Annotated in this window: 26 protein-coding genes and 1 riboswitch; of the genes, 17 read left to right on the forward strand and 9 right to left on the reverse strand. The window is 68.0% G+C overall.

Annotated features, from left to right (window positions below; translation table 11 throughout):
• Positions 1–117 precede the first annotated feature (117 nt).
• From ACAM49_RS24040 to ACAM49_RS24055, 4 genes are all read left to right on the forward strand, one after another.
• Entirely contained in the window at positions 118–408 is a 291-nt protein-coding gene (locus tag ACAM49_RS24040) for a hypothetical protein (RefSeq protein ID WP_369637819.1), read from the forward strand.
• A 65-nt stretch (positions 409–473) separates the two neighbouring features.
• On the forward strand, positions 474–2,342 hold the full coding sequence (locus ACAM49_RS24045; protein ID WP_369637820.1) for a Na+/H+ antiporter: 1,869 nt from the start codon (positions 474–476) through the stop codon (positions 2,340–2,342).
• A gap of 79 nt (positions 2,343–2,421) precedes the next feature.
• Positions 2,422–2,886: a hypothetical protein gene (locus ACAM49_RS24050; RefSeq protein ID WP_369637821.1), complete on the forward strand. Its 465-nt coding sequence runs from the start codon at positions 2,422–2,424 to the stop codon at positions 2,884–2,886.
• A complete protein-coding gene (locus tag ACAM49_RS24055) occupies positions 2,883–3,197 on the forward strand; it encodes a winged helix-turn-helix domain-containing protein (RefSeq protein WP_369637822.1) in 315 nt (104 codons plus the stop codon). Before ACAM49_RS24050 ends, ACAM49_RS24055 begins: the two co-directional genes overlap by 4 nt.
• Before the next feature lie 17 nt (positions 3,198–3,214).
• On the opposite strand, the gene ACAM49_RS24060 is transcribed toward ACAM49_RS24055, so the two are convergent.
• Positions 3,215–3,637 (reverse strand): hypothetical protein, encoded by a 423-nt coding sequence (locus tag ACAM49_RS24060; protein WP_369637823.1) that lies wholly within the window; start codon positions 3,635–3,637, stop codon positions 3,215–3,217.
• A gap of 558 nt (positions 3,638–4,195) precedes the next feature.
• Here ACAM49_RS24060 and ACAM49_RS24065 point away from each other — a divergent pair.
• Complete coding sequence (locus ACAM49_RS24065) at positions 4,196–4,594, forward strand: hypothetical protein (RefSeq protein WP_369637824.1); 399 nt, start codon at positions 4,196–4,198, stop codon at positions 4,592–4,594.
• Positions 4,595–4,681: 87 nt separating this feature from the next.
• Complete coding sequence (locus tag ACAM49_RS24070) at positions 4,682–5,308, forward strand: TetR/AcrR family transcriptional regulator (RefSeq protein WP_369637825.1); 627 nt, start codon at positions 4,682–4,684, stop codon at positions 5,306–5,308.
• Here the strand turns inward: ACAM49_RS24070 and ACAM49_RS24075 are convergent, their stop codons facing one another.
• Entirely contained in the window at positions 5,309–5,650 is a 342-nt protein-coding gene (locus ACAM49_RS24075) for an ArsR/SmtB family transcription factor (protein WP_369637826.1), read from the reverse strand.
• An 88-nt stretch (positions 5,651–5,738) separates the two neighbouring features.
• Between ACAM49_RS24075 and ACAM49_RS24080 the strand changes: the two genes are divergently transcribed.
• Entirely contained in the window at positions 5,739–6,989 is a 1,251-nt protein-coding gene (locus ACAM49_RS24080; RefSeq protein ID WP_369637827.1) for an MFS transporter, read from the forward strand.
• Here ACAM49_RS24080 and ACAM49_RS24085 read toward each other — a convergent pair.
• Together ACAM49_RS24085 and ACAM49_RS24090 are read right to left on the reverse strand one after the other, a co-directional pair.
• Entirely contained in the window at positions 6,946–7,941 is a 996-nt protein-coding gene (locus tag ACAM49_RS24085) for an RNA polymerase subunit sigma-70 (RefSeq protein ID WP_369637828.1), read from the reverse strand. The genes ACAM49_RS24080 and ACAM49_RS24085 overlap by 44 nt on opposite strands.
• 91 nt (positions 7,942–8,032) lie before the next feature.
• Entirely contained in the window at positions 8,033–8,977 is a 945-nt protein-coding gene (locus ACAM49_RS24090; protein ID WP_369637829.1) for a TIGR03560 family F420-dependent LLM class oxidoreductase, read from the reverse strand.
• 116 nt (positions 8,978–9,093) lie between these two features.
• Positions 9,094–9,269, forward strand: a riboswitch (M-box (ykoK) riboswitch).
• A 205-nt stretch (positions 9,270–9,474) separates the two neighbouring features.
• Here ACAM49_RS24090 and ACAM49_RS24095 point away from each other — a divergent pair.
• From ACAM49_RS24095 to ACAM49_RS24105, 3 genes are read left to right on the forward strand one after another with little or no spacing between them, the layout of a single operon-like run.
• A complete protein-coding gene (locus ACAM49_RS24095; RefSeq protein ID WP_369637830.1) occupies positions 9,475–10,188 on the forward strand; it encodes an MgtC/SapB family protein in 714 nt (237 codons plus the stop codon).
• Positions 10,185–11,924: an ABC transporter permease gene (locus ACAM49_RS24100; RefSeq protein WP_369637831.1), complete on the forward strand. Its 1,740-nt coding sequence runs from the start codon at positions 10,185–10,187 to the stop codon at positions 11,922–11,924. The genes ACAM49_RS24095 and ACAM49_RS24100 overlap by 4 nt, the downstream gene beginning before the upstream one ends.
• A 14-nt stretch (positions 11,925–11,938) precedes the next feature.
• Entirely contained in the window at positions 11,939–13,258 is a 1,320-nt protein-coding gene (locus tag ACAM49_RS24105; RefSeq protein WP_369637832.1) for a nitrate/sulfonate/bicarbonate ABC transporter ATP-binding protein, read from the forward strand.
• A gap of 6 nt (positions 13,259–13,264) precedes the next feature.
• On the opposite strand, the gene ACAM49_RS24110 is transcribed toward ACAM49_RS24105, so the two are convergent.
• Together ACAM49_RS24110 and ACAM49_RS24115 are read right to left on the reverse strand one after the other, a co-directional pair.
• Positions 13,265–14,029, reverse strand: a complete 765-nt coding sequence (locus tag ACAM49_RS24110) for a glucose 1-dehydrogenase (protein WP_369637833.1) — start codon at positions 14,027–14,029, stop codon at positions 13,265–13,267.
• A 101-nt stretch (positions 14,030–14,130) separates the two neighbouring features.
• Positions 14,131–14,865, reverse strand: coding sequence for an SDR family oxidoreductase (locus ACAM49_RS24115; RefSeq protein ID WP_369637834.1), 735 nt, complete (start codon positions 14,863–14,865; stop codon positions 14,131–14,133).
• A gap of 116 nt (positions 14,866–14,981) precedes the next feature.
• Here ACAM49_RS24115 and ACAM49_RS24120 point away from each other — a divergent pair, with 116 nt between their 5' ends.
• Positions 14,982–15,872, forward strand: a complete 891-nt coding sequence (locus ACAM49_RS24120; RefSeq protein ID WP_369637835.1) for an AraC family transcriptional regulator — start codon at positions 14,982–14,984, stop codon at positions 15,870–15,872.
• Positions 15,873–15,880: 8 nt separating this feature from the next.
• Here ACAM49_RS24120 and ACAM49_RS24125 read toward each other — a convergent pair whose 3' ends face one another.
• Together ACAM49_RS24125 and ACAM49_RS24130 are read right to left on the reverse strand one after the other, a co-directional pair.
• The gene (locus ACAM49_RS24125; protein WP_369637836.1) at positions 15,881–16,297 is read right to left on the reverse strand and encodes a PPOX class F420-dependent oxidoreductase; all 417 of its coding nucleotides are present in this window, start codon (positions 16,295–16,297) and stop codon (positions 15,881–15,883) included.
• 52 nt (positions 16,298–16,349) lie between these two features.
• The gene (locus ACAM49_RS24130; RefSeq protein WP_369637837.1) at positions 16,350–17,189 is read right to left on the reverse strand and encodes a helix-turn-helix transcriptional regulator; all 840 of its coding nucleotides are present in this window, start codon (positions 17,187–17,189) and stop codon (positions 16,350–16,352) included.
• Between the two features lie 80 nt (positions 17,190–17,269).
• On the opposite strand from ACAM49_RS24130, the gene mraY reads away from it, so the two are divergent.
• Positions 17,270–18,358 (forward strand): phospho-N-acetylmuramoyl-pentapeptide-transferase, encoded by a 1,089-nt coding sequence (gene mraY, locus ACAM49_RS24135; protein WP_369637838.1) that lies wholly within the window; start codon positions 17,270–17,272, stop codon positions 18,356–18,358.
• Positions 18,359–18,414: 56 nt separating this feature from the next.
• On the opposite strand, the gene ACAM49_RS24140 is transcribed toward mraY, so the two are convergent.
• On the reverse strand, positions 18,415–19,998 hold the full coding sequence (locus ACAM49_RS24140) for a DHA2 family efflux MFS transporter permease subunit (RefSeq protein ID WP_369637839.1): 1,584 nt from the start codon (positions 19,996–19,998) through the stop codon (positions 18,415–18,417).
• 263 nt (positions 19,999–20,261) lie between these two features.
• Here ACAM49_RS24140 and ACAM49_RS24145 point away from each other — a divergent pair, with 263 nt between their 5' ends.
• From ACAM49_RS24145 to ACAM49_RS24165, 5 genes are read left to right on the forward strand one after another with little or no spacing between them, the layout of a single operon-like run.
• Complete coding sequence (locus ACAM49_RS24145) at positions 20,262–20,483, forward strand: hypothetical protein (protein WP_040807433.1); 222 nt, start codon at positions 20,262–20,264, stop codon at positions 20,481–20,483.
• Between the two features lie 50 nt (positions 20,484–20,533).
• Positions 20,534–21,637 (forward strand): SPFH domain-containing protein, encoded by a 1,104-nt coding sequence (locus tag ACAM49_RS24150; protein ID WP_369637840.1) that lies wholly within the window; start codon positions 20,534–20,536, stop codon positions 21,635–21,637.
• A gap of 45 nt (positions 21,638–21,682) precedes the next feature.
• Complete coding sequence (locus tag ACAM49_RS24155) at positions 21,683–22,084, forward strand: cold-shock protein (RefSeq protein WP_369637841.1); 402 nt, start codon at positions 21,683–21,685, stop codon at positions 22,082–22,084.
• A 51-nt stretch (positions 22,085–22,135) separates the two neighbouring features.
• Positions 22,136–23,236, forward strand: a complete 1,101-nt coding sequence (locus tag ACAM49_RS24160) for an ATP-dependent DNA ligase (protein WP_369637842.1) — start codon at positions 22,136–22,138, stop codon at positions 23,234–23,236.
• Positions 23,233–24,297: a DNA polymerase domain-containing protein gene (locus tag ACAM49_RS24165; protein WP_369637843.1), complete on the forward strand. Its 1,065-nt coding sequence runs from the start codon at positions 23,233–23,235 to the stop codon at positions 24,295–24,297. The genes ACAM49_RS24160 and ACAM49_RS24165 overlap by 4 nt, the downstream gene beginning before the upstream one ends.
• The last annotated feature ends 91 nt before the right edge of the window (positions 24,298–24,388 follow it).

A 24,388-nucleotide genomic window follows, 5' to 3' on the forward strand; every position in this document is an offset into this window, starting at 1 on the left:
GATCAGGGAGCTGTGAGGCCGGAATTTCGCCCGATTCACCGGTCTGAGAGCTCCCTGATCTTGCTGCCGGCCGGGTGTGGCGGGTTGTCCGTATCCGCCTCGAGGGGGCGGATCGGGGTGAGTAGCGATAAGGTGCCGTGGGTCGAGTTCAGTAGTCTGGCAGGGAGATTCACCATCAGCATCGAGCGAACCGCGGCGTTGCCCGCGGGCCTGCACCTCACTCGGAACGTGTGTAACGCCGTGGCGGGCGTGTGCTTCGTGGCGGGGGTGGTGGCCATTCTGGCCGGGGTCTATACCGGGGCCGGGACCGGGCTGCAGGTGATCGGCGTGGGTTTGTGGGTCGGGACATTGGTGGCGCGGATCGGGGTGTTCGCGATCTCGCGGTCGCGATCGGGGCACGCCGAGTAGGGAGCGCGGTCCGGCTCGGGCGAGCCGGTGCGGATAACCGGGTCCGGGACTGGCACGATGGTCGCGTGGAGTGGGCGTTCGGACTGGTCGTTCTGGTGGCGGGGGCGGTGGCATTGGCCGCGGGAGCGCGGCGACTGGGGCTCGGTGAGCCGTTCGTGCTCACCGTGGCCGGGGTGATCGCGTCGTATCTGCCGTTCGTGCCGGAGTTCGACATCGAACCCGAACTGGTGTTGCTGGGGTTGCTGCCGCCGCTGTTGTACACGACCGCGATTCGGACCTCGCTGATCGACTTCCGGCCGAAGAAGACCTCGATCACGCTGCTGTCGGTGGGGTTGGTGCTGTTCACCGCGTTCGCGGTGGGCGGGGTGGTGTATTGGCTACTGCCGGTGCCGTTCTCGGCGGCGGTGGCGATCGGCGCGATCGTGGCGCCACCCGATGCGGTCGCGGCGACCGCGGTGGCCCGGCGGGTGGGGATGCCCCGGCGCATCGTGACCGTGCTCGAGGGCGAGTCGCTGTTCAACGACGCGACCGCGCTGGTGACCCTGCGGACCGCGGTGGCGGCCATGGCGGGCAGTGTGACCATGTGGGAGGCGGGCGCGGACTTCATCGGCGCGGCCGGCGGCGGCGCGCTCATCGGCGTGATCGCGGCGATGGTGCTGGCGTTCCTGCGGCGACGCATCACCGACCCGGTGCTCGACACCAGTGTCTCGCTGCTCGCCCCGTGGATCGCCTACCTGCCGGCTGAAGGCGTGCACGCCTCGGGTGTGATCGCGGTGGTCACCTGCGGGCTGATCCTGGGGCACGGTGCACCGCAATGGCAGAGCGCGGCCTCGCGCATCGCCGAGCACACCAATTGGCGCACGATCGCCTTCCTGCTCGAGAGCGCGGTGTTCCTGCTCATCGGCCTGCAGGTGCGTCACCTCGTGGAGGCCGCCTGGCACAGCGACCTGCCGCATTCGACGCTGCTGCTCACCTGTGCGGCGGTGCTGGTGACGGTCATCGTGGTGCGGCCGCTGTGGGTGTTTCCGACGAACTATCTGACCTGGCAGGTCGAGGGCAGACGCCAGGGCAAACCCAAGCCGCTGTGGACCGGATCGGCGGTGGTGTCGTGGGCGGGCATGCGCGGGGTGGTGACGCTGGCCGCGGCGCTGCTGCTGCCCGCTGACACACCGGAATTGGCGACCCTGCAGCTGCTGGCGGTCGTGGTGGTGGGCGGAACCCTGCTGCTGCAAGGACTCTCACTACCCGCACTCGTGCGGGTGCTGCGCCTGCGCGGCCCCAGCCAGGCCGAGGATCTGTTGCAGGAGGCGAATCTCTTGCAGCAGGCCACCTCCGCGGGATTGAAGGCCCTGGAAGAGAACATCGCCCCCGAGACCCCGCCCGATGTCGTCGACGCGCTGCGCAATCGTGTGGTGGTGCGCGCCCAGGCGGCCTGGGAGTTGCTGGGCCGCTCCGAATCCCAGCGGGTGACCCCCAGCGGCGAGTACCGCCGCCTGCGTCTGGCCATGCTGGCCGCCGAACGCGAGACCGTGCTGCGCATCCGCGATGCCGGGCAGGTGGATCAGGAAGTGCTGCAGGCGGTCATGGCCACCCTCGATATCGAGGAATCCACCATCGACCGCATCTCCGAGGCCGACGGCGACGACGGCACGCCGCTGCAATCCCCCATCACCCCGGGCGCCTGCGAGCACCTGCGCGAGGCCCCGTGCGTGCGCGTGCCCGACACCCCGGACGCCTGCGGTGAATGCCTCGACGAGGGCCTGGTCTGGGTGCATCTGCGCATGTGCCTGGAGTGCGGTCACGTCGCCTGCTGCGACTCCTCGCCGGGCAACCACGCCACCAAGCACTTCGACAACACCGGCCATCCGGTCATGCGCAGTGTCGAGCCGGGCGAGTCCTGGCGTTGGTGCTATCTCGACGAACTGCTCGGATAACGGCTCGACCGGCACCCCTTGACTTTCCCATCGGGAAAGCGGACTCTTACTTTCCAGGTAGGAAAGTCAGGGAGGCACGATGGACGGCATCGCTCCGGATCAGGCCCGCGCCGCACTCGAGGCGGCCCGGCGCGCGCAGCGGCAGGTGGCCGAGGAGGTCGGGTTGCCGCGTTGGTACTGGTGGGCAATGGCTTGCGGCTGGGTCGCTTTGGGGTTGCTCGGCGATTTCACGCCCGCCTGGCTGGTCGCGGTGGCCACGCTGCTGTTCGGCGCCGCGCATTCGACCGTGGCCTCGCGCTGGCTCGACGGGCGGCGGCGCACCGGGCAGGTGCAGGTGAGCCGGGCGGTCGCGGGCCGGCGCACTCCGCTGGTGGTGATCGGGATGCTGCTGGGCCTGGTCGGTTTGACGATCGTGGCGGCGCTGGCCCTGGATGCCGACGGGGTCGGGCATCCGCGCACCTGGTCGGCGCTTCTGATTGCCGCGATCATCGGGTTCGGCGGGCCGGAGATCCTGCGGGTGCTGCGCGGCTGGGCGCACGCATGAGCACCGCGCGCTTCGACGAGTTGATCCATCCCAGCACCCGGTTGAGCCTGGTGGCGACCCTGGCCGCGGCGGACTGGGCGGAGTTCGCCTTCCTCAGGGACCGGCTGAACCTGTCGGATTCGGCGCTGTCGAAACAGCTTGCGACGCTGGAGGAAGCGGGCTACGTCGCCACCGAGCGCCGCCTCGACGGCAAGCGGCGCAAGGTCCGCGCCCGGCTGACCCCCGCCGGGCGCGCGGCCTTCGACGGTCATATCGCGGCCCTGCGGGAGATCCTCGCCGGTGCCACCGCCCCCGAGGATCGGGCGCGCTAGTTCCGGTCGGCCCGTTTCTAGTTGCGGTCGGCCATCGCCCGGGCCGACCACCGCACCGCGTACCCGACCACCAGGCACGGCAGTGACATCACCACGAAAACCGCCGCCGCGACGACGAATCCACTCGCGACACCCAGAATCCACGATGCCAGATTCGGGTCGCAGCCCGCGCTGAGCCCCGGCACCGAGGTGCACTCGTGAAAGGTCCGCGGCCCGGAATACCGGCCCCACACCGCGATTCCGCCCCACACCAGCAGGGCGACGAACACATTGAACAGATACCCGCACCGCACCAGCTTGCGCACGAAGATCAGCGCACCCAGCTGATCGGAGTAGAGCCCGTCGGCGATCTCCTCGCTGACCCCCAGATGCCGCCCCCACGGCGAGGGTTCGGGGATGGCCTCGGCGGCCGGGGAATTGACGTACTGGCTTTTGGCCATAATGCTCGCGACGCTTCCTTGCACTGACTGAATCGATCAGCCGTGATCATTCCAGCGCGGTCGGTTTCGCGAAGACTTTGCGGCGGAATAGTGGTCGTTCACAAACACGCCAATGCGGCGGACTGTCGCGTCGACGCCAGCGGATGGCGTCGCCGAACCGGGATCGGGACCGGTTCGGCGACGCCGGTTTTCGCGGCACCCGGTGCCGGGTGGGACGCGGGTGCGAGCCTCGGGGAAGCGGACTCGCGGTGCCCGCCGACGGGGGCGTCTGCGCATGTGCGCCCCTCGTTGATTCGGACAATCGGAACGTTAGCGGGACAGTAGCTATTCGGCGAATCGAGCGGGGAAATTAGGGGATCGATAGGGGCTGTGGGGTTTTCGCTTCAACTTGCTGGAGCCGAACGGTTGCGGGCGATCATGGGGCGGGACGCAGGCCCGATAGGTCCGGAATGAGTAGTCCGATACGCGCGTGTCGGGTCCCCTGAACGCAGACACTGCCTATATGCGCCAATGGCGTCGCAATTCTCATTCGCCCTAGTTCTGGGGAGATGATCGACGATGATCCGGTCACGGAAGTCGGCCCTCACCGCATGTACCACCTTCGCCGCCGCCACCGCGGCACTCGTTTTGGCCGCGCCCGACGCGGCGGCCTACGTCAGTAGCGTCAATATCGCCACCGGCACCACCATCGGCGGCGGCTACGGCACCAATTGCTCGTACACGGTCACCGTGAACGGCAGTCCGAACGAATATGTCTGGCTCTACGACAACCTTTCGGCCAGCTTCAATCCGCAGCAGTTCAGCCTCGGCAACGGCGGCAGCGCCACCTCCAGCTGGACCCCGACCTCGACGGGTGTGCATTTCGTGCAGGCCTGGAGCTACAACGGGTCGCAGTGGGCCGTGGTGACGGTGAAGAACGGCATCAATCTGGGCAGCGCCTGCGTGGTCACGGGCTGACCCGAACCACCGCCGTTCCCATCGATACCGATCAGTCTGGTGCCGGGTGTGCATGCCCGCCCGGCACCGGGCACTACTCTTGACCCGGTGCAGACCGAGCAACCGCCCTCCGACGCCGAACCCCGCATCTGGGGTGGCACGACCCTCACCGAACGCCGGGAGGCCCGCCGCGCCGCGCTGCTCGAGGCCGCACTGGATCTGATCGGCGAGTCCGGGGCGGGTGCGGTCACCATGCGCGCGGTGTGCCGGCGCGCCAACCTGACCGACCGCTACTTCTACGAATCCTTCGCCAGCCGAGACGAACTCCTCGACGTGCTCTACCGCCAGATCGCCGACGAGTTCCTCGCGCCCATGACCGCCTTCGCCGTCGGTGACGATCCGCGCCGCGACCGCGCGCTCTCGGAAGCGCTGGTGGACAAGGTGCTCGAGGATCCGCGCAAGTCGCGGCTGTTCCTGGTGGAGCCGTATTCCTCGACGGGACTGGGCCAGACGACGATCGCGGTCATGCCCGCCTTCACCCGCCTGATCCAGGACCATCTCTTCGCCCACATCGCCGACCCGGTCCAGCGGCGGCTGGCCGCGGTCACCATGGCCTCGGGCAATGCGGGCATGTTCTCGGCGTGGCTCAATGGCACGCTGCGTGCCACCCGCGAGCAGATCGTCGATCATCTGGTGCAGACCATCAACGCCTATCGCGGGGTCTACCGCGACTGACTAGCGGCCCGCGGTCGGGTTGCGGCCGTGGGTGATCGCCATATCCAGCAGGCCCGGAAAGCGCGCCTCGAGGTCCTCGGTGCGCAGGCGGTTGAGGCGGCGGGTGCCCTCGTCGCGTTGTGCGATCACCCCGGCCTCCCGCAGGGTTTTGAAATGACCGCTCTGCGTGGACTTGCTGACCGGCAGGTCGAAGGTCGCGCACGCCAGCTCTTGCCCCTGCGCCGCGGCCAGCCGGGCGACGATGCTCAACCGGATGGGGTCGCTGAGCGCGGCCAGCACGGTGGTGAACCGCAGCTCGTCGCGGTCGGGATGCACCAGTTCGGTGGCGGTTCGACTTGCCATGGGGTCCAGCCTAATCGACATGTTCACAAATTCCGAACATGCTGTTATGTTCGGAGATGTCGAACATGATTGCGTCCGGAGGGGAACCATGACGTCCGAGCCTCGCACCACCGATCTCGATCCAGTTGCCGCGCACGATGATTCATCGTCGGCGCGGGCTCGTGACCGGTGGCGGTTCCGAGGTGCGGCCTACACCATGCTGATCCTTTTCACCGCCACCAATCTGGCCACCCCGCTCTACCACGGCTACGCGCAGCGGTTCGGCTTCTCGTCGTTGCTGTTGACCGTCGTCTTCGCGGTCTATGTCGGTGCGCTGATTCCGTCGCTGCTGCTGACCGGACCGGCCTCGGACGCGCTGGGCCGGCGCCGGATCCTGCTGCCCGCGCTGGTCGTCGCCGCGGCGGGGACGGCCGGATTCGCGGTGGCCACCGGCCTGGTGTGGCTGCTGGTCGCGCGCATCCTGCAGGGGCTGGCGCTCGGGGCGGCCTCGGGAGCGTTGACCGCGGCGCTCGCCGAACTCGAGCCGAGCGGCAATCGTCGCCGGGCGTCACTGGTGGCGGGTGTGGCCTCGGCGGGCGGTATGGCGGCGGGGCCACTGGTGGGTGCGGTTGTGGCGCAATATCTTCCGTATCCCTTTGTGACGCCGTTCGTGCTGGTGCTGGTGCTGTTGATACCGGCGGCGGTCGCGATCGCGGCGCTGCCCGAGACCGGTGCGCGCGGTCGCTGGCGGCCGCGGCGGCCCAGCATTCCTGCCGGGATGGGCGCGCTGTTCGCCACGGCCGGGACCGCGACATTCCTGGGTTTCGCGGTGGTCGGGGTGTTCCTGACGTTGGTCCCGACCTACGCGGCCACGCTGTCGGGCTCCTCCAATCTGGTGATCGGCAGTGCCGCGGCCGCCCTGTTGCCCGTTGCCTGGGCGGTGGCGCAGCTGCTCGCCTACCGCAAACCCGAACGGCCGCTGGAGGTTGCGGGTCTGCCGCTCCTGGCGGTCGGTCTGGTGCTGCTGGCGGTCGCGGGTGCGGTGTCCTCGCTGCCGCTGTTGCTGGGCGCAACGATGTTCGCCGGGGCCGGGCACGGGCTGGTGTTCCTGAGCGGGCTGACCGCGATCAATGCCGCCGCTCCCGCCGACCGGCACGCCGATGTGGTCTCGACCTATTACGTCATGGGCTACTGCGGTACCGGCGGTCCGGTGATCGGGGTCGGCCTGTTGACCGGTGTGACCGGATTGCTCACCGCCGTACAGATTTTCGCCGGAGTGGTCGCGGCCGCGTGTCTGGTGATGCTGGCCGTGCGGATCAGGCTGGGCTGGGCGGCTGCGGCGGAAAACCGAAGGCGGTGACCAGTGTCGGGTCCTGAAAGGCGACGATCCGGCTCACACCGGCGGCGGTCGCGGTGAGGACCGCCGCTCCGTACGGTGCGAATTCGCCGTCCTCGCCGCGGCGATAGGCGACCACCGCCGGTTGCCCGTTGGCCCGGGCGGGCAGCATGCGCCAATCTCCGGGCACGCCGAGAATGTAGGTCTCGAGCTGCCGCAGGCAGGCGACGCGTCCGGCGTACCAGTTCTTGAACGGGGTGGCTTCCAACGTGGCGTCGGCGCGCAGGACCTGTTCGAGCAGGCTGACATCGGAGTGTTCGAAGGCGGCGATGTAGCCCTCGAGCAGGGTTCGCGCGCGCGGATCGGTGGGTTCGAGCTGGGCTTCGGGGTTGGGGTCGAGTTCGGTGAGGCGGGCGCGGGCGCGTTGCAGGCCGGTCTTCACCGCGGCCGGTGTGGTGCCGAGGATATGGGCGGTCTCGGCGGCGGTGAAGGCCAGCACCTCGCGCAGGATCAGGATCGCCCGCTGCCGGGTGGGCAGGTGCTGCAAACTGGCAATCAGTGCCAGGCGCAGGGTTTCGCGGTCGATGACCTGCGCTTCCGGATCGTCGGCGGGCGGTGTGATCAGGGCGTCGGGCAGCGGTTGCAGCCACGAGAATCCCGCGCCCGATTCGGGATCCGGTGGGGCGTCCGGTCCGCGGTAGGGGCCGCCCAGGCCCGCGGGCAGCACCCGGCGCCGATGATCGCCGAGGGCGTCGAGGCAGACGTTGGTGGCGATGGCGTAGAGCCAGGTGCGTACCGAGGAGCGGCCCTCGAACGTGGTGTATCCGCGCCAGGCGCGAATGTAGGTCTCCTGCACCAGGTCTTCGGCCTCGTGCACCGAGCCGACCATGCGGTAGCAGTGGGCGAGCAGCTCGCGCCGAAACCGTTCGGTGTCGGCGGCGAACTGTTCGTCGTGCCGCTCGCGAGTCCTCACCATGGCTGCCTCCGGCCGATCACCGTTTCCGAATCCATCGCCAGTATCGACCGGTTCGATCGTCGGGAGGTAACTCTGCGCAGGTCAGGGTGAGTCAGGGCCGGATGAACTGCTTGGCGAAGTCGCGGATCGCGTTCGGGTCCAGGGAGTCGTGGAAGCTGATCAGCAGTTCGTCCACGCCCGCGGCCTCGTAGGCGGCGATGCGCTCGCGCACGGTGTCGAGGGTGCCGATGAGTCCGTAGTCGGCCAGCTCGCCGGGGAAGACCATGGGCGCCCAGGGCGGGACCTGCGCGCGGGCTTCGGCATCGGTGTCGGCGAGGATGCAGTAGCTGGTCGAGGTGCGGGTGATGCTGGAGTAGTCGCGGCCGAGGGCGGCGCAATGGCGTTCGAGGACACCGTATTTGCGCACCAGCTCCTGCGGTGACACCTGGACGTTGCAGGCGTCGGCGTGCTTGGCGACCAGTTTCAGGGTGACCTGCTCCCCCGCGCCCGCGATCAGCAGCGGAATGTGCGGTTGCTGAACGCCTTTGGGTTCGTTGAACGCCTCGCGCACCTGGTAGTAGCTGCCCTCGAAGGTCGTGGTCGGCTGGGTCCACAGCGAGCGGATGATGTGGGCAGCCTCGTCGAGTTGCCGCAGCCGGGTGGGCGCGTCGTCGAATCGGTAACCGTAGGCGTGGTATTCGTCCTCATACCAGCCCGCGCCGATACCGAAGGTCAGCCGCCCACGGGAGATGACATCGAGGGTGGAGGCCATCTTGGCCTGCAGCGCGGGGTTGCGATAGTTGTTCCCGGTCACCATCTGCCCGATCCGGATGCGTGCGGTGTCGCGGGCCAGGGCGGTCAGGGTGGTCCAGCTTTCGAAGATGTAGTCCGGCGCGGGCGGGAACGGCACGAAATGATCGGCGACCCACACCGTCTCGTACCCGGATTCGTCGGCGGCCCGGGCCAGCTCGGTCATGGTCTCGTGGGCCGCGACCGGATCGCTGTACCCGGCGAAATTGTGCCCGAGTCCGGTGGGGAGATAGAGGCTGAATTTCATGCCGATACCGACCGCGCCCGACCCGGAAAGGTAACTCCGCCCAGGTGGGACGGACGAGCGACGGCGATCACATCGGGTTGCCGCGCACGGAAACCAGGTGTTTACTGGGCGCCGCAAGGTGCCGTCGTTAACTGAGGCTCCTTCACGGATACAGGCCGGCGATCCCGAACGTCGAGAGACGCCCCGGATCAGGACAGGTTGCCCCGAGTTAAGGGGCCGCCCCGACCGGCTCCCGCCCTCCGAGGCGGGTTTACGCCGTGGAGTGCTGAAGGTCTTACGAAGGGTGGTACCCGTTCCGGCGATTTCCGCCGGTCCCACCCGCCCGGCACGGCGTTGCGCGCTGTTTCGAGGAGGTGGTGGTCGTGCCCGACGGATCGGATCGAGTTCCGTTAGCCAATCGTTCACTCGGCGACACTGCCGCAATCTTCCGTGCGCTACCGCTGTGCCTGTAGCGTCCGGGTCGGAGTGCGCCGTCATCCCCTGATCGGGAGATCGCAATGACCACGTGGGAAATGCTGCTGCGGCTCGGCACCGGTGTCGGGTTGGGTGCGGTGATCGGGTTCGAGCGCCAGTTCCGGGCGCGCATGGCCGGATTGCGCACCAATGCGCTCGTCGCCGCCGGGGCGACCCTGTTCGTGCTGCTGTCCGCGCACGGCTTCCATGGCTCCGACGCCGATCCGACTCGTGTTGCGGCGCAGATCGTTTCGGGTATCGGCTTCCTGGGCGCGGGTGTGATCCTGCGCGACGGGTTCAATATCCGGGGCCTGAACACCGCCGCGACGCTGTGGTGTTCGGCGGCGGTCGGGTCGCTCGCGGGTGCGGGCATGTATTCGACCGCGGCGGCGGGCACGGTGGCGGTGGTCGTGGTGAACACGGCGCTGCGCACGGTGGCGCGGACGGTGGATCGCCCGATCGTCGACGGCACCGAGACGCAGGAGGCGTTGTACGCCTTCGTCGCCGACACCGATGACGCGCACGAGGCGCATGTGCGGGCGCTGCTGGTGCAGTCGTTGACGCGCACCGACTTCCGGCTCAATTCCATCTCGAGCCACGACACCTCGCCGGGGCGGGTGCAGGTGCGCGCGGAGCTGACCGGTGATCGCCGCGACGACCGGCAGATGGAGGCGGCGGTGAGCCGGTTGAGCCTGGAGCCGTCGGTGACCAGCGTCGGCTGGCGCACGGTGCCCGCGCCGGTGGAGGCCGAGCAGTGAACGCGACGCTGCGGTCCTATCCCTCGCGGGGTGCGCTGGATCGGCCGCGGTCGCGGTGGGCCGATATCGCGGTGTTCGCGGGCGCGGCGGTGCTGATCTGGATCGTGGTGAAGGTGTCGGCGGGTATGCATGTGCCCTTCGACCAGAACACCGCGCCCGCAACGATTTCCACCGATCCGAGTCAGCTGCCCTATTACGCGGCGCGGTCGCTGCTGCGCATGTTCGCGGCGTTGGGGCTCTCGATCCTGTTCACCTTCGTCTACGCGACGGCCGCGGCACGGTTGCCGCGCGCGGAGAAGGTGCTGCTGCCACTGCTGGACATCTTGCAGTCGGTGCCGATCCTGGGTTTCCTGTCGGTGACCGTGGCCGGGTTCATCGCCTTGTTCCCGGGGTCGTCGCTGGGGTTGGAGTGCGCGTCGATCTTCGCGATCTTCACCTCGCAGGCGTGGAACATGGCTTTCGCCTTCCACCACAGCCTGGTGTCGCAGCCGCGGGAACTCGATGAGGCCTCGCGCAATCTGCGGTTGTCGCGCTGGCAGCGGTTCTGGCGGGTGGATGTGCCCACGGGGATGTTCCCGCTGGTGTGGAACGCGATGATGAGTTTCGGTGGCGGCTGGTTCTTCCTGACCGCCTCGGAGGCGATCAGCGTCAACAATCGCGAGTACGCGCTGCCGGGGATCGGCTCCTATGTCGCGAGCGCGACCGCGGAGTCCGATACCGGCAAGGTGGTGCTGGCCATCATCGTCATGGTGGTGCTGGTGATCGGGCTCAATGTGCTGTTCTGGCGGCCGATCACGGTGTGGGCGGAGCGATTCCGGGTGGAGGACAGCGAGTCCGCGGACGCGCCGCGCTCACTGATCCTGGATCTGTTGCGGCGCAGCCATATTCCGGGGCTGTTGGGGCGGGTGTTCGGGCCGCTGGTGTATCCGGTGGACCGGGCGTTGCGGGTGTTCGGGCTGGCGGAGTATCCGCTGTATGTGGTGCCGGCGCGGCGGCGCGCCGCCGATATCGCGTTCAACCTGCTGGTGGGTGCGGCGCTGGCGGTGGGCGTGGTGTTCATGGTCCGCTATATCGCCGATACCGCCGGGTTCGGGGAGGTCGGGCATGCGGCCTGGCTGGGGTCGATCACGCTGCTGCGGGTGATCGTGCTGCTGATCTTCGCGACCATCGTGTGGGTGCCGATCGGGGTGTGGATCGGGTTGAATCCGAGGGTGTCGCGGCTGGCGCAGCCGATCGTGCAGGTGCTGGCCAGTTTTCCGGCGAACTTCCTGTTCCCGCTGGTGACCGCGGTGCTGGTGGCCACGGGTGCGAGCCTGCAGTGGGCCTCGATCCTGCTCATGGCGTTGGGCGCGCAGTGGTACATCCTGTTCAACGTGATCGCGGGCGCCTCGGCGGTGCCCAATGATCTGCGCGAGGCGGCGGCGAATCTGCGGCTGCCGCGAATGCTCTGGTGGCGCAAGCTGATTCTGCCCGCCATCTTCCCCAGCTTCGTGACCGGCGCGATCACGGCGGCCGGTGGCGCCTGGAACGCCTCCATCGTCGCGGAGATCGTGAAGTTCGGTGACACCACCTTGACCGCGACGGGCCTGGGCGCCTACATCGCCGATGCCACCGGCGACGGGGACGGTCCGCGCATTCTCATCGGGGTTCTGGTGATGAGCGCCTATGTCGTCGGTATCAACCGGTTGTTCTGGCGTCGGCTCTACGCGCTGGCCCAACGCCGCTATTCGCTCTGATCGGAGGAGCCTCTATGACCACCACCGTCACCACCGGCGAGGTCCTGATCGACCTGCGCGATGTCGACATGTCCTTCACCGGGGCCTCGGGCGAGCGGCTCAATGTGCTCGATCAGGTGAATCTGCAACTGCGCGAGGGCGAGATCGTGGCGTTGCTGGGCCGGTCGGGCTCGGGCAAGTCGACGCTGCTGCGGCTGATCGCGGGGCTGCTGGCGCCGACCAGCGGGGACGTGCTCTACCGCGACGAGCCGCTGCGCGGGTCCAATCCCGGTGCGGCGCTGGTGTTCCAGTCCTTCGCGCTGATGCCGTGGCTGACCGTGCAGGACAATGTGGAGCTCGGGCTGGCCGCGCGCGGGGTGGCGCCGGGGCCGCGGCGGCAGCGCGCGCTCGAGGCGATCGACCGCATCGGTTTGGACGGGTTCGAAACCGCGTATCCGAAGGAGCTTTCCGGCGGTATGCGCCAGCGTGTCGGGTTCGCGCGCGCGCTGGTGCTGGAGCCGGATCTGTTGCTTATGGACGAGCCGTTCTCGGCGCTGGATGTGCTGACCGCGGAGAACCTGCGCACCGAGCTGGTGAATCTGTGGTCCACCAAGGACTTTCCCACCAAATGCGTGTGTATCGTCACCCACAATATCGAGGAGGCGGTGCAGCTGGCGGACCGGGTGCTGGTGCTGAGTTCGAATCCGGGCCGGATCATCGCCGAGGTCACCGTCGACCAGCCGCGCCCGCGCAACCGGCGCGCACCCGGTTTCGCGGCGCTGGTCGATCAGATCTATGGCTTGCTCACCGGCCGTGACACCGAAACCGCTGCGGCACCAGCCGATACCTCGACCCCTTTCGCGGTCCCGCTGCCGGATGCCTCGGTCGGTGGGATCGCCGGTCTGCTGGAGTTGGTGTACGGCAACAGCGGCCGCGCCGACCTGCCCGTGGTGGCCGACGAGCTCAACTTCGAACTCGACGACCTGATGCCCCTGGTCGACGCCGCCGCGCTGCTGGGTTTCCTGCTGGTGGAATCCGGTGACGTCATCCTCACCAATGTCGGCGCGAACTTCACCAATGCCGATATCCAGGCCAGTAAATCGATCTTCGCCAACCAGGCGCGCCGCCGAGCTCCCTTGGTGCGCACCATCTGTTCGGCGTTGGTCGGCAATCCCGACGAGACGGTGCGCGCCGATTTCATCCTGGATCTGCTCAAACGCGGATTCTCCGATGAGGACGCCCGCCGCCAGCTCGAGCTGGCCATCGACTGGGGCCGCTACGCCGAGCTCTACGACTACGACACCGATTCCGGCCGCATCACCGCCGACCCCGCCGCCGACCTGCGCGCCTCCTGACCGGGTTCACACGATGGCTGCGGGGATGACGGTGGTGAGTCCACCGTCGACAAGGAGGTCCTGGCCGGTGATGTAGGCGGCGTCGTCGGAGGCCAGGAACGCCACCGCGCCGGCGATATCCTCGCTGCGCCCCACCCGACCCAGCGCCACCAGCGACGCCGCACCGGCCTGCGCCTCGGCCGAGGCCTCAGCCCGGAAGGCAGGGGTGTCGACATACCCGGGACTGACCGAGTTCACCCGAATCCCCCTGGGCGCCAACTCCGATGCCAGCGTCCGCGCCAGATTCTGCACCGCCGCCTTCGTCGCCGAGTACAGCGCCGCATTCGGCGCACCCCGATACAGCGCGAACGACGCGTTGATGAGAATCACCCCGCCATCGACCACCAACGGCAACACATGCTGGACGGTGAAGAACGCGGCCTTGAAGTTGATCCCCACAACCCGATCGAACTCCTCCTCGGTGACCGCCGAAACCGGTTGAAACGCACCGATCCCCGCATTGACGAACACCACATCCAATCGCCCGAACCGCTCCCGCACGACCCGGGTCAACTCCTCGAGATCTCCCGCCTGCGTGGCGTCTCCGACCACCCCCACCGCCCGCTCCCCCAACTGCGCCACCGCGGCATCGAGTCGCTGCTTGTCGCGCCCGGTGATGATCACCCGAGCCCCCTCCGCAACCAGCCGATGCGCGGTCGCCAACCCCATCCCGCTGCTCCCACCGGTGATGAGCGCGATCTTGCCCTGGAATCGAATCCCGTTCTGTGTCATGCCTTCCACCCTGCCGAGCCACGCGGGCGACAAACAGTGCGTGCTTATGGTGGGTGTAGCACCACCACCTTGGTAGTCCGGCGATCGGGAGTGCGCGAAGGTCAGAACATGCCGCCGCCGGCGTGGATGGTTTGACCGGTGATCCAGCGTGCGGCGTCCGAGGCGAGGAAGGCGACCACGTCGGCGATATCGGTGGGGTCGGCGAGGCGGCCGAGCGGAATGTCGGCGGCGATCGCGGAGAGTTGGGCTTCGGGGACTGTGGCGGCGACGGTTTCGGTGCGGGTCGGTCCGGGGAGGACGCTGTTCACGGTGATTCTGCGTTGGGCAAGTTCGGTGGCGAGGACTCGGACGAGTTGGTCGCCTGCGGCTTTGCTCGCGGCGTAGAGGCCTGCGTTGGCGCGCGGAACTACGGCTGCGCCGCTGGAGATGACGATGATGCGGCCGTTGTCGGTGACGTGTCGGGCGGCGGCGCGCAGGGTGGCGAAGGTGGCGCGGGTGTTGGCGGTGAAGACGCGGTCGTAGTCGGCGTCGGTGGCCTGGGCGAGCGGGGTGAAGTGGGTGATGGCCGCGCTGTGGACGACGACGGTGGGGGCGTCGTAGTGGTGGAGGGCGGCGTCGAACAGGTGCTGAACCTGTTCGGGGACAGCGACATCGGCCGATACCGCGGTCGCTTCGCCGCCCGCGGTGCGGATGGCGGTGACGACGTGTTCGACCGCGCCGGCGTCGGAGCGGTAGTTGACGATGACGCGGGCTCCGTGGGTGCCGAGGCGTTCGGCGATGGCGCGGCCGATGCCTCGGGCGGCGCCGGTGACGATGACGGTGGGGGTCTCGGACAAGGCGATCTCCTCTGGGCGATCCGAATTGCTTTGCCCCACTGACGTTATGAGGCGAGAATGATCCGAACCATGGCTGAAAGTGCCTGGAAAATGCTCGATCGGATCAAGGGGGTGGGATGGAGATCGATGTGCTGAGTGATGCGGTGGCCGCGTTGACCGTGGCGCCCGCCCTGTCGGTGCAGCTCCGCACTCGCGCGCCCTGGGGTTTGCGGTTCGGCGGGCGGCGCGGTTTCGGCTTCCATGTGGTCGTGCACGGTGAGTGCCTGCTGCTGCGCGAGGGTGCGCGGCCGATGGTGTTGCGCAGCGGGGATGTCGTGTTGATGCCCAGCGGGGCTGTGCATACGCTCGCGGATTCGGCGGGATCCGAGCCCCTCGAACTGGTCGTGGACCGACGCGTCGAGCGGGTCACGGTGGGCGGCGAGGGCGCGGAAACCGTTGTGGTGTCCGGTGCTTACCGCATCGAGCCGGGCGTACGGCACCCGCTGCTCGCGGGGCTGCCCGAGGTGGTGCACCTGCCCGGGCCGCGCCACGATCGGCTGGGCGCGGCGGTCGCATTGCTCTGCGCCGAGATCGAGGCCCGCGATCCCGGCGCAGATGCCATCGCCACCACGCTGGTGGACGCGCTGCTGGTCTATATCCTGCGCGCCTGGCACGACGGCAACGCGACCGGCTGGACCGCGGCGATGACCGACCAGGCGATCGGCCACACCCTGCACCGGATGCACTCCGCCCCCGCCGAGCCGTGGACGGTGGACGGTCTGGCCGCCGAGATCGGGTTGGCGCGAGCGACTTTCCTCCGCCGCTTCACCCGCTTGGTCGGCGAGCCACCGCTGACCTATCTCACCCGCTGGCGCATGATCACCGCCGCCCGCCTGCTACGCCGCGACCGGGCCCCGCTGGCGGCCGTCGCCCGGCAGGTGGGCTACCGCTCGGAATTCGCCTTCGCGAAGGCCTTCAAGCGCGAATACGGCATCGCCCCGGGCGCCTACCGCACGCAACGGGGTTGAGCGGCCGCTCAGGCGACATTGCGTGCTCCCCCGTCGGGATCGGCGGGGTCGATGTGCCAGCTGTGGATCCGGCGCGGGTGGATGCGGATGACCTCGTGGGAGAACCAGTCCGGCGCCACGGGAATGTCCTCGACGGTGACAATCTCTGCGACACCCCGGATTTCGACGCCCCGCCCCCACCCTGGCTTGACCTCTCCGGGCTCGTTGGGCGTCATGTCGTCGATGATGATGCTGACGTGCTCGTTGCCCCGCACATTCCGGTAGCGCTGGGCATTGGGATTCGGCCCGCCGATATCGATGGTGCCATCGGCATTGAGCCGGAAACCGACGGCGACGAGGTTGGGCTGATCGTTCTTGTTGACGGTGGCCAGCCGGGCCAGCGATTGCGTTGCGAGGTAGGCCCGTTCGGCGTCGGTGAAAGGCATGACACCCACCGTAAAAGCTCGAGCACGGTTGAGGTCAAGAACGACACCGTGCTCAGGCGGGCGGGGCCAGGCGCAGGTGTTGCAGGCGGGCGAGGCGTTCGATGGTGTCGTGGCCGGGCTGGGGGTTGTAGAGGACCAGGTGGCGGTCGGGGTGGTCGGCGAGGGTGAGGGTGGTGGTGTCGAAGTAGAGGTCGCCCACCTCCGGGTGACGCAGGGCGTTGACGGCTTGGTGGGCGGGTCCGACGTCGTGGCGTGACCACAGGTCGGCGAATTGCGGGCTGCGGGAACGCAGTTCGGTGATGACGGACTCGAAGCCGGGGTCACCCGGGCAGGGGGCGGTGTCGGCGCGGTAGGCGGCGACGACGGCGGGGGCGGCCGCGGACCAGACCTCGCCGAGTGCGAGGTAGCGGGGGTTGGTGAAGTAGGTGATCAGGCAGTTGTGGCCGGGGCCTTCATAACCGAAGACGGCGCGCGCGGTGTCATTGAAGGCCAGTACGTTCCAGTAGCGATCGCGCAGGACCGCGGGGCGGGTTCCCCACGCGTCGAGCAGATTCCGCAGCTCAGGGGTGATCTCGGGGCCGCTGTCGACGCCGTGGCAGGGCGCGTTGAGTCCGGCCAGCACGTAGAGGTGGGCACGCTCGGGCGGGCTGAGCAGCAGCGCGGCGGCGATGGCGTCCAATACCTCGGTGGACACCGTGATTTCGCGGCCCTGTTCGAGCCAGGTGTACCAGCTCACACCGACACCGGCGAGCACGGCCACCTCCTCACGGCGCAGACCCGGGGTGCGGCGCCGCCCGGCGACGGGAAGTCCGACCTGGTCGGGGGTGATGCGGGCGCGTCTGCCGCGCAGAAACTCTCGCAGCACATCCCGCCGCGCGCGTGCCTCGTCCATACCTCACGCTAACAATCACACCCGCCCCTGCCGTCCCACGCCCGGTTAGCATGTGACCGAATTGGTCTCGAGGGGGGCGGATGCGGCAGATCCTGGTGGCGGCGATGATTGCGCTGGCCGTGTCGATCACGGTGACGCCGTTGCTGATTCGGCTGTTCACGCGTCGGCAGCTGGGTCAGCAGATCCGCAGCGACGGACCGCAGAGCCACCTGGCCAAGCGCGGCACCCCCACCATGGGCGGCATCGCCATCCTGATCGGCATGTGGGCCGGATACTTAGGCGCGCACCTGGTGGGCATGCATTACCGCGAGCCCGGGCCCACCGCCTCGGGGCTGCTGGTGCTGTGCCTGGCCACCGCGCTGGGCGCGGTCGGGTTTCTCGACGACTACATCAAGCTGTCCAAGCAGCGCAGTCTCGGGCTCACCGCGTCGGGAAAATATGTCGGACAGCTCGGCGCCGCGGTCATCTTCGGGGTGCTGGCCCTGCATTTCCGCGGGGGCGGCGGGCTGACGCCGGGCAGCCGGCACGTGTCGATCGTGCGCGACATCACCACCGTGTCGCTCGGTATGACCGGCTTCCTGCTGGCGGCGTGCCTGCTGGTGGTGGCCTGGTCCAACGCGGTCAACATCACCGACGGCCTGGACGGATTGGCCGCGGGCTCCATGGGTTTGACGCTGGGCTCCTATGTGCTGATCACGTTCTGGCAGTACACGCATTCCTGCGCCACCCGCGCGGTGCCCGGCTGCTACACCGTGCGCGATCCCCTGGACCTGTCGATCGTGTGCGCGGCCGGGGCGACGGCGTGTGTCGGATTCCTGTGGTGGAACGCGGCTCCGGCGAAGATCTTCATGGGCGACACCGGCGCGCTGGGGCTGGGCGGGCTGCTGGCGGGGTTGTCGATCACCAGCCGCACCGAGCTGCTCATGGTCGCGGTGGGCGCGCTGTTCGTGGCCGAGATCCTGTCGGTGGCATTGCAGATCGTCATGTTCCGCACCACCCGCACCCGATTGTTCAAAATGGCGCCCTTCCATCACCATTTCGAGCTGACGGGGTGGCCGGAGACCACCGTCATCATCCGGTTCTGGCTGCTGGCCGCGATCGCCTCGGCGACGGGTCTGATCGCCTTCTACGGCGAGCACCTGGCCACCACCGGCGCGCAACTGCCCTGAAACGCCGTGCGGCCCACCCGGTATCGAGAATCCGGATGGGCCACACGGGTTTTCGCTCAGTGCGTCATGACGGGCGCGTCGGCCGGGGCGGGCGCGGCCGGTTTGGTGCGCGGCAGGAAGAACGCCGGGATCAGCGTCGCCACCAGCAGGCACAACGCCACCACGAAGGTGTGCCCGAAGGCGCGTGCGGCCAGATCGAATCCCTCGTCGAGCAGGGTGCGCGGCAGCTGCGCGAGCTGTTCGCTGTGCCGTGACCCGATGGCCGCGTTGGCCAGCGTGGGATCCGGTGCGCCCGGCGGCAGGTGCATGCCCTTGTCGCCGAGGGTCACACCCCGGTTGAGCAGGGTGGTCAGCACCACGGAAATGGTTGCGGTGCCGATGGATCCGGCGGTCTGGTTGACGATGTTCATCAGCGTCGACCCGCGCGCGACCTCACCGTGGGTGAGCGTCTGGATGGCGGCGGTCATGGTCGGCATCATGGTGCAGCCCATGCCCAGACCCATCACGAACAGCACCGCGCACAGCAGCACGTACGGCGTATCGGCCTTGACCTGGGTCAGGAACGCCATCGAGATCGACATGACGGTGATGCCGGTGAGCACGATCTTGCCGGGCCCGATCTTGTCGACGAGGCGGCCCGCGATCGGCATGGTCAGCATGGCGCCCAGGCCCTGCGGCGCGATCAGCAGACCGGCGGCCAGGGTGGATTCCCCGCGCACCTGTTGCAGATACGACGGCAGCAGCAGACCGGATCCGAAGAACGCCATCGCGAACAGGGTCATGGTCATCACCGCGAAGCGCAGCGACTTGTTCCTGAACAGCCGCAATTCGATCAGCGGATGCTCGGTGCGCAGCGCGTGGAACACGAACCCGATCAGCAGCGCCAGGCCGATGGCGGCCGGAATCAGCACCTTGGCCGATTTGACCGTGCCCTCACCGGGAATCGAGGACACGCCGTAGAGGAATGCGGCCAGACCCGGTGAGGCCAGCAGCATGCCGACGAAGTCGAAGGTCTGCGAGGGTTCGGGATTGTCGCGCGGGAACACCACGAATGCCAGGATCAGCGCGATGATGCCGATGGGCAGGTTGATCAGGAAGATCCAGTGCCAGCTGAAGGCGTCGATGAGCCAGCCGCCCAGGATCGGGCCCGCGATCGGGCCCAGCAGCATCGGTACGCCGAGCACCGCCATGACGCGACCGATGCGGGTCGGGCCCGCGGCGTGGGTCATGATCGTCATGCCCAGCGGCATCAGCATGCCGCCGCCCAGGCCCTGGATGACGCGGAAGGCGATGAGCGACTCGATGTTCCATGCGGTCGAGCACAGCACCGAGCCGATGACGAAGAAGGTCAGCGCCATCATGTAGAGGCGTTTGGTGCCGAAGCGGTCGGCGGCCCAGCCTGTGAGCGGGATGACGGTGGCCAGCGCGAGGGTGTATCCGGTCATCGTCCACGCCGCGACGGCGTAGGAGACCGGACGGTCGAAGGCGGTCTGGAAGGTGGGAATCGCGACGGTCACGACGGTGACGTCGAGGATCGACATGATGGCGCCGAGCACCACGACACCGGCGATCTTGAAGACGCCGATGTCCAGTTTGTCGTCGGCGGGGTCGACCGCCGTGCTATCCGGAGGGGTGGTCACCGCTTCAGCCTGCCAGCCGGTCGATGACGAAACCAGCACATTTTGATGTCGGCGCGACACGACACGAGATCAGCGCTCACAGCAGTCCTCCCTCACAGTGCGGAGATCGCCTCGGAGTCGGAACCCCGTCGATCATACCGAGCGGTAGCAACCATTGAGCGATTTCCTGGCGGCACAGGCGCAATCTCGCGGCGGCACAACGGCGTCGGCTCGCGCGCGTAGTCTGGCGTTCTCACGCGATCCACCCGAGGAGTTCACCCGCGATGACCGACCCCGTTGTGGGCTTGACCGGTACGCTGACCTCGCCGATCCGGGGCGCGGGCGCACTCGGTGAGGTACTGGTCGCCATTCGAGGGGGAACCGAGCTCTACATCGCGCGCGCCGAGGAACCCCTCGATATCGGCACCACGGTGCTGGTCGTGGCCGTGCATCCGGGGCGCGTGGTCGATGTTGTTGCGTGGATACCGCTTCCGGGCGATCGATAGATCGGGAAGTTCCACCACCTCTTCGCATCATCTAATCGAGGGAGACATCGATGCTCGGCTATCACGTTCCGGCTCCGGACCAGGCGATGCTGGTCTCAGGCGGCCGCGGCGGCAAGGACAATGCCCCGTTCCGGGTGATCATCGGCCACGGCGCGTTCGTGCTGCCGCTGTTCCGCAAGGTGCGGTATCTGTCGCTGGCCATGTTCGAGGCCGAGATCGGCGAGCGCTGCGTGACCAAGCAGGCCATCCAGCTCGATGTGCGTGCGGTGATCGCGTTCAAGGTCGCCAACGACACCCAGTCGATCGTCAATGCGGCGCAACGGTTCCTGTCCGAGCAGGAGCGGGAGATGAGCGTATTGACCGGGCGCATCTTCTCCGGTCATCTGCGCTCGATCGTGGGTTCGATGACGGTGGAGGAGATCATCCGCGAGCGCCAGAAGCTGGCCGACGAGGTGCTGGTGGCCTCGAAGGTGGAGATGAGCAATATCGGGCTGTGGGTGGACTCGTTCCAGATCCAGCACATCGACGACGGCAACCTCGGCTACATCTCGGCGCTGGCCGCCCCGCACAATGCCGCGGTGCAGCGCGACGCGCAGATCGCCCAGGCCGCCGCCGCGCAGCTGGCCGCCCAGGCCGAGCAGGAGTCCCAGCGCAAGCAGGCCGAATACCAGCGCGAGACCGCGATTCTCAAGGCGCAGTACCAGCGCGATATCGACAAGGCCAATGCCGAAGCGGCACAGGCGGGTCCGCTCGCCCAGGCCAACGCGCTGCAGGAGGTGCTCACCGCGCAGGCCGAGCAGGCGCGCAAGCAGGCCGAGCTGCGTGAGCAGCAGCTGCAGGCCGAGGTCGTCAAACCCGCTCTGGCAGAGGCGGAACGGGTGCGCATCCTGGCCGAGGCCGAGGCCGATCGCACCCGGATCCAGGCCGAGGCGGCGGCCTCGAACAACCGGATCGCGTTGGACCAGCTGCTGATCGAGCAGTTGCCCGAGATCGTCAAGCAGGCCTCCACGGGCCTGTCGAAGGCGAATCTGACGGTGCTCAACGGCCCGGACGGGGTGTCGGAGATCGTCAACGGGATGGTGGGCCAGGGCCTGACCGTCTTCAATTCGTTGCAAAAGGCACTTTCTTCCAACAATGATCAGCCCGCGGACTAGAGTGGCCGTCTGAGAGGGACGCGGCGACGAGGAGCGGGTGTTTAGGTGTCCATCGGGAAATTGGTGTCGTTCGACAGTTCCAGGGGTTTCGGGTTCATCCGTCCGGAAGACGGCGGGCCGGACGTGTTCGTGCACGTCAACGACATCGGGCTGGACGAGGACGAGCTGCGCCAGGGGCGGGTTTTCGAATTCGATGTGACCGAGGGTGATCGCGGGCCCAAGGCGATCAACCTCGCGGTGGTGCCGGGGCAGACCGCTCCGGTCACCGCGCGGCACAAGAACAAGGACCACGGGCGCGGGTCGGGGCAGTTGAGCGCGGCCGAGCATCGGCGGTTGATCACCGAGCTGCTGCTCGACGCGTCGCCGCAGTTGACGGCCGGGGAGATCATCACGATCCGCGATCGGCTCACCGCCTTCGCCGATCAGCACGGGTGGCTCGAAAACTGACCGGTTCGCATTACGATCGGGTGCGGGTCCACCGCGAACCGAGGAGGTCGTGTGCAACTGCCCGTCATGCCGCCGGTCAAACCGATGCTGGCCAAATCCGTCTCCGACCTGCCGCGGGATCCGGGGCTGCTGTACGAGCCCAAGTGGGACGGGTTCCGCTGCATCGTCTTCCGTGACGGTGACGAGATCGAACTGGGTTCGCGCAACGATCGGCCCCTGACCCGGTACTTCCCCGAACTGGTGGAATTGCTGGGTCAGGCGCTGCCGCCGCGGTGTGTGGTGGACGGGGAGATCGTGGTCGTCACCGAGAACGGCCTGGATTTCGACACCCTGCAGCAGCGGCTGCATCCGGCGGCCTCGCGGGTCAACAAGCTGGCGGTGGAGACCCCGGCCAGTTTCGTGGGCTTCGATCTGCTCGCGCTCGGTGACGAGGATCTGACCGAGCGGCCCTTCGCCGAGCGGCGCGCGCTGCTGGAAACCGTTCTCGACGGCCAGTTTTCGCGCACCCACCTGACCCCGATCACCGCCGATGCCGATACCGCCGCGGACTGGTTCACCCGGTTCGAGGGCGCGGGATTCGACGGGGTGATGGCCAAGGCGGCGGATCTGCCGTATCTACAGGACAAGCGGGTGATGCTCAAGATCAAGCATGAGCGCACCGCCGACTGCGTGATCGCCGGATTCCGCTGGCACAAGGACGGTCAGGGCGTGGGGTCGCTGCTGCTGGGGCTGTTCGACGAGCAGGGCCATCTGCATCATGTCGGGGTGGCGTCGAGTTTCACCGCGGCGCGGCGCAAGGAGCTGGTCGACGAGCTGGAACCGTTGCGGCGCAACGCACTCGAGAATCATCCGTGGCGCTCCTGGGCCGACGCGGCCGCCCAGGCCAAGGCCGACGGGAAGATGCCGGGCGGGGTGAGTCGCTGGACCGGCGGCAAGGATCTGTCGTGGGAGGCGCTGCGGCCGGAACTGGTCGCCGAGGTGCGCTACGAGCATGTGATGGCGGGGCGGTTGCGCCACGGTGGGCGGCTGGTTCGGTTCAGGACCGACCGCACTCCTGAATCGTGTACATACGCGCAGCTCGACGAGGTCGCGCCCGCGGAGTTGGCCGATATCTTCGCCGAGGCCAGAGCAGCGAAAGGGACCGCGCGGTGAGTGAATCGCTGGAGCTCGAGGTGGCCGGGCACACGGTCACCATCAGCAATCCGGGCAAGATCTACTTCACCAAGCGCGGTGAGACCAAGCTGGATCTGGTGAATTACTACCTGGCCGTGGCTGATCCGATCATGCGGACCATCGGCGGGCGGCCGGTGCTGCTCGAGCGCTATCCGGACGGGGCGTCGGGCAAGTCGTGGTTCCAGAAGCGGGTGCCCAAGTCGGTGCCGGACTGGCTGCAGACCACGGTGGTGTCCACGCCCAACGGCACCACCAGTGACGCGCTGGTCGCGGTGGATATGGCGCATATTCTGTGGGCGGTGAACCTGGGCTGCTTGGGTTTTCACGTCTGGCCCACGCATGCGGGCGCCGAGGCGGCCTCGACGTTTCCGCCGGTGCTGGATGCGGCCGGGAATGTATTGCCGCCCACGGGGGTGACCGATGAGCTGCGCATCGATCTGGATCCCTCGCCCGGTATCGGGTTCGAGGATCTGCGCCGGGCTGCGTTCGCGGTGCGCGCGTTGTGCGCCGAGCTGGGTATCGATGTGCGGGTGAAGACCTCGGGTTCGCGCGGTCTGCACTTGTACGCGCTGCTGCAACCGCATTGGGACGGCTACCAGGTGCGTGCCGCGGCGGTGGCGCTGGCCCGCGAACTCGAACGCCGCCACCCGCGGGAGATCACCGCGGCGTGGTGGAAGGAAGAGCGCGGGTCGCGGGTGTTCGTCGACTTCAACCAGAACGCCCCGCACAAAACGGTTTTCGGGGCGTGGTGTGTGCGGCCCAAGGTGGGGGCGCAGGTGTCGACGCCGGTGTCGTGGGAGGCCCTCGAATCGATCGTGCCCGACGAGCTGACCATCGCGACGGTTCCCGCGCGCGTGGCCGAGCTGGGTGATCCGTGGGCCGATCGCACGCCGCAGTCGCTGGCGCCGCTGCTGGAGATGTCGGAGAAGGATATGGCGGCGGGGTTGATGGATGCGCCGTGGCCGCCGGTCTATCCGAAGATGCCCAATGAGCCCTCCCGCGTCCAGCCGTCCAAGGCCCGCAAGGATTCGGGCGAATAGTGGTTGCGCTCCCGGTGTTTCGGCACCGGGATATTCGCACAACTTGTGTCATCGAACCAAATCCGCAGCTGATGTGGAACATCGATTCTTA

It is taken from the genome of Nocardia sp. JMUB6875, from assembly GCF_041154655.1.
GTDB lineage: Bacteria > Actinomycetota > Actinomycetes > Mycobacteriales > Mycobacteriaceae > Nocardia.

Excerpts from the sequence above, each read along its gene's own strand:
- ACAM49_RS24050 (WP_369637821.1), top strand. The coding sequence starts at position 2,422 with ATGGACGGCATCGCTCCGGATCAGGCCCGCGCCGCACTCGAGGCGGCC.
- ACAM49_RS24055 (WP_369637822.1), top strand. The coding sequence starts at position 2,883 with ATGAGCACCGCGCGCTTCGACGAGTTGATCCATCCCAGCACCCGGTTG.
- ACAM49_RS24060 (WP_369637823.1), bottom strand. The coding sequence starts at position 3,637 with ATGGCCAAAAGCCAGTACGTCAATTCCCCGGCCGCCGAGGCCATCCCC.
- ACAM49_RS24065 (WP_369637824.1), top strand. The coding sequence starts at position 4,196 with ATGATCCGGTCACGGAAGTCGGCCCTCACCGCATGTACCACCTTCGCC.
- ACAM49_RS24075 (WP_369637826.1), bottom strand. The coding sequence starts at position 5,650 with ATGGCAAGTCGAACCGCCACCGAACTGGTGCATCCCGACCGCGACGAG.
- ACAM49_RS24080 (WP_369637827.1), top strand. The coding sequence starts at position 5,739 with ATGACGTCCGAGCCTCGCACCACCGATCTCGATCCAGTTGCCGCGCAC.
- ACAM49_RS24085 (WP_369637828.1), bottom strand. The coding sequence starts at position 7,941 with ATGGTGAGGACTCGCGAGCGGCACGACGAACAGTTCGCCGCCGACACC.
- ACAM49_RS24090 (WP_369637829.1), bottom strand. The coding sequence starts at position 8,977 with ATGAAATTCAGCCTCTATCTCCCCACCGGACTCGGGCACAATTTCGCC.
- ACAM49_RS24095 (WP_369637830.1), top strand. The coding sequence starts at position 9,475 with ATGACCACGTGGGAAATGCTGCTGCGGCTCGGCACCGGTGTCGGGTTG.
- ACAM49_RS24105 (WP_369637832.1), top strand. The coding sequence starts at position 11,939 with ATGACCACCACCGTCACCACCGGCGAGGTCCTGATCGACCTGCGCGAT.
- ACAM49_RS24110 (WP_369637833.1), bottom strand. The coding sequence starts at position 14,029 with ATGACACAGAACGGGATTCGATTCCAGGGCAAGATCGCGCTCATCACC.
- ACAM49_RS24120 (WP_369637835.1), top strand. The coding sequence starts at position 14,982 with ATGGAGATCGATGTGCTGAGTGATGCGGTGGCCGCGTTGACCGTGGCG.
- ACAM49_RS24125 (WP_369637836.1), bottom strand. The coding sequence starts at position 16,297 with ATGCCTTTCACCGACGCCGAACGGGCCTACCTCGCAACGCAATCGCTG.
- ACAM49_RS24130 (WP_369637837.1), bottom strand. The coding sequence starts at position 17,189 with ATGGACGAGGCACGCGCGCGGCGGGATGTGCTGCGAGAGTTTCTGCGC.
- mraY (WP_369637838.1), top strand. The coding sequence starts at position 17,270 with ATGCGGCAGATCCTGGTGGCGGCGATGATTGCGCTGGCCGTGTCGATC.
- ACAM49_RS24145 (WP_040807433.1), top strand. The coding sequence starts at position 20,262 with ATGACCGACCCCGTTGTGGGCTTGACCGGTACGCTGACCTCGCCGATC.
- ACAM49_RS24150 (WP_369637840.1), top strand. The coding sequence starts at position 20,534 with ATGCTCGGCTATCACGTTCCGGCTCCGGACCAGGCGATGCTGGTCTCA.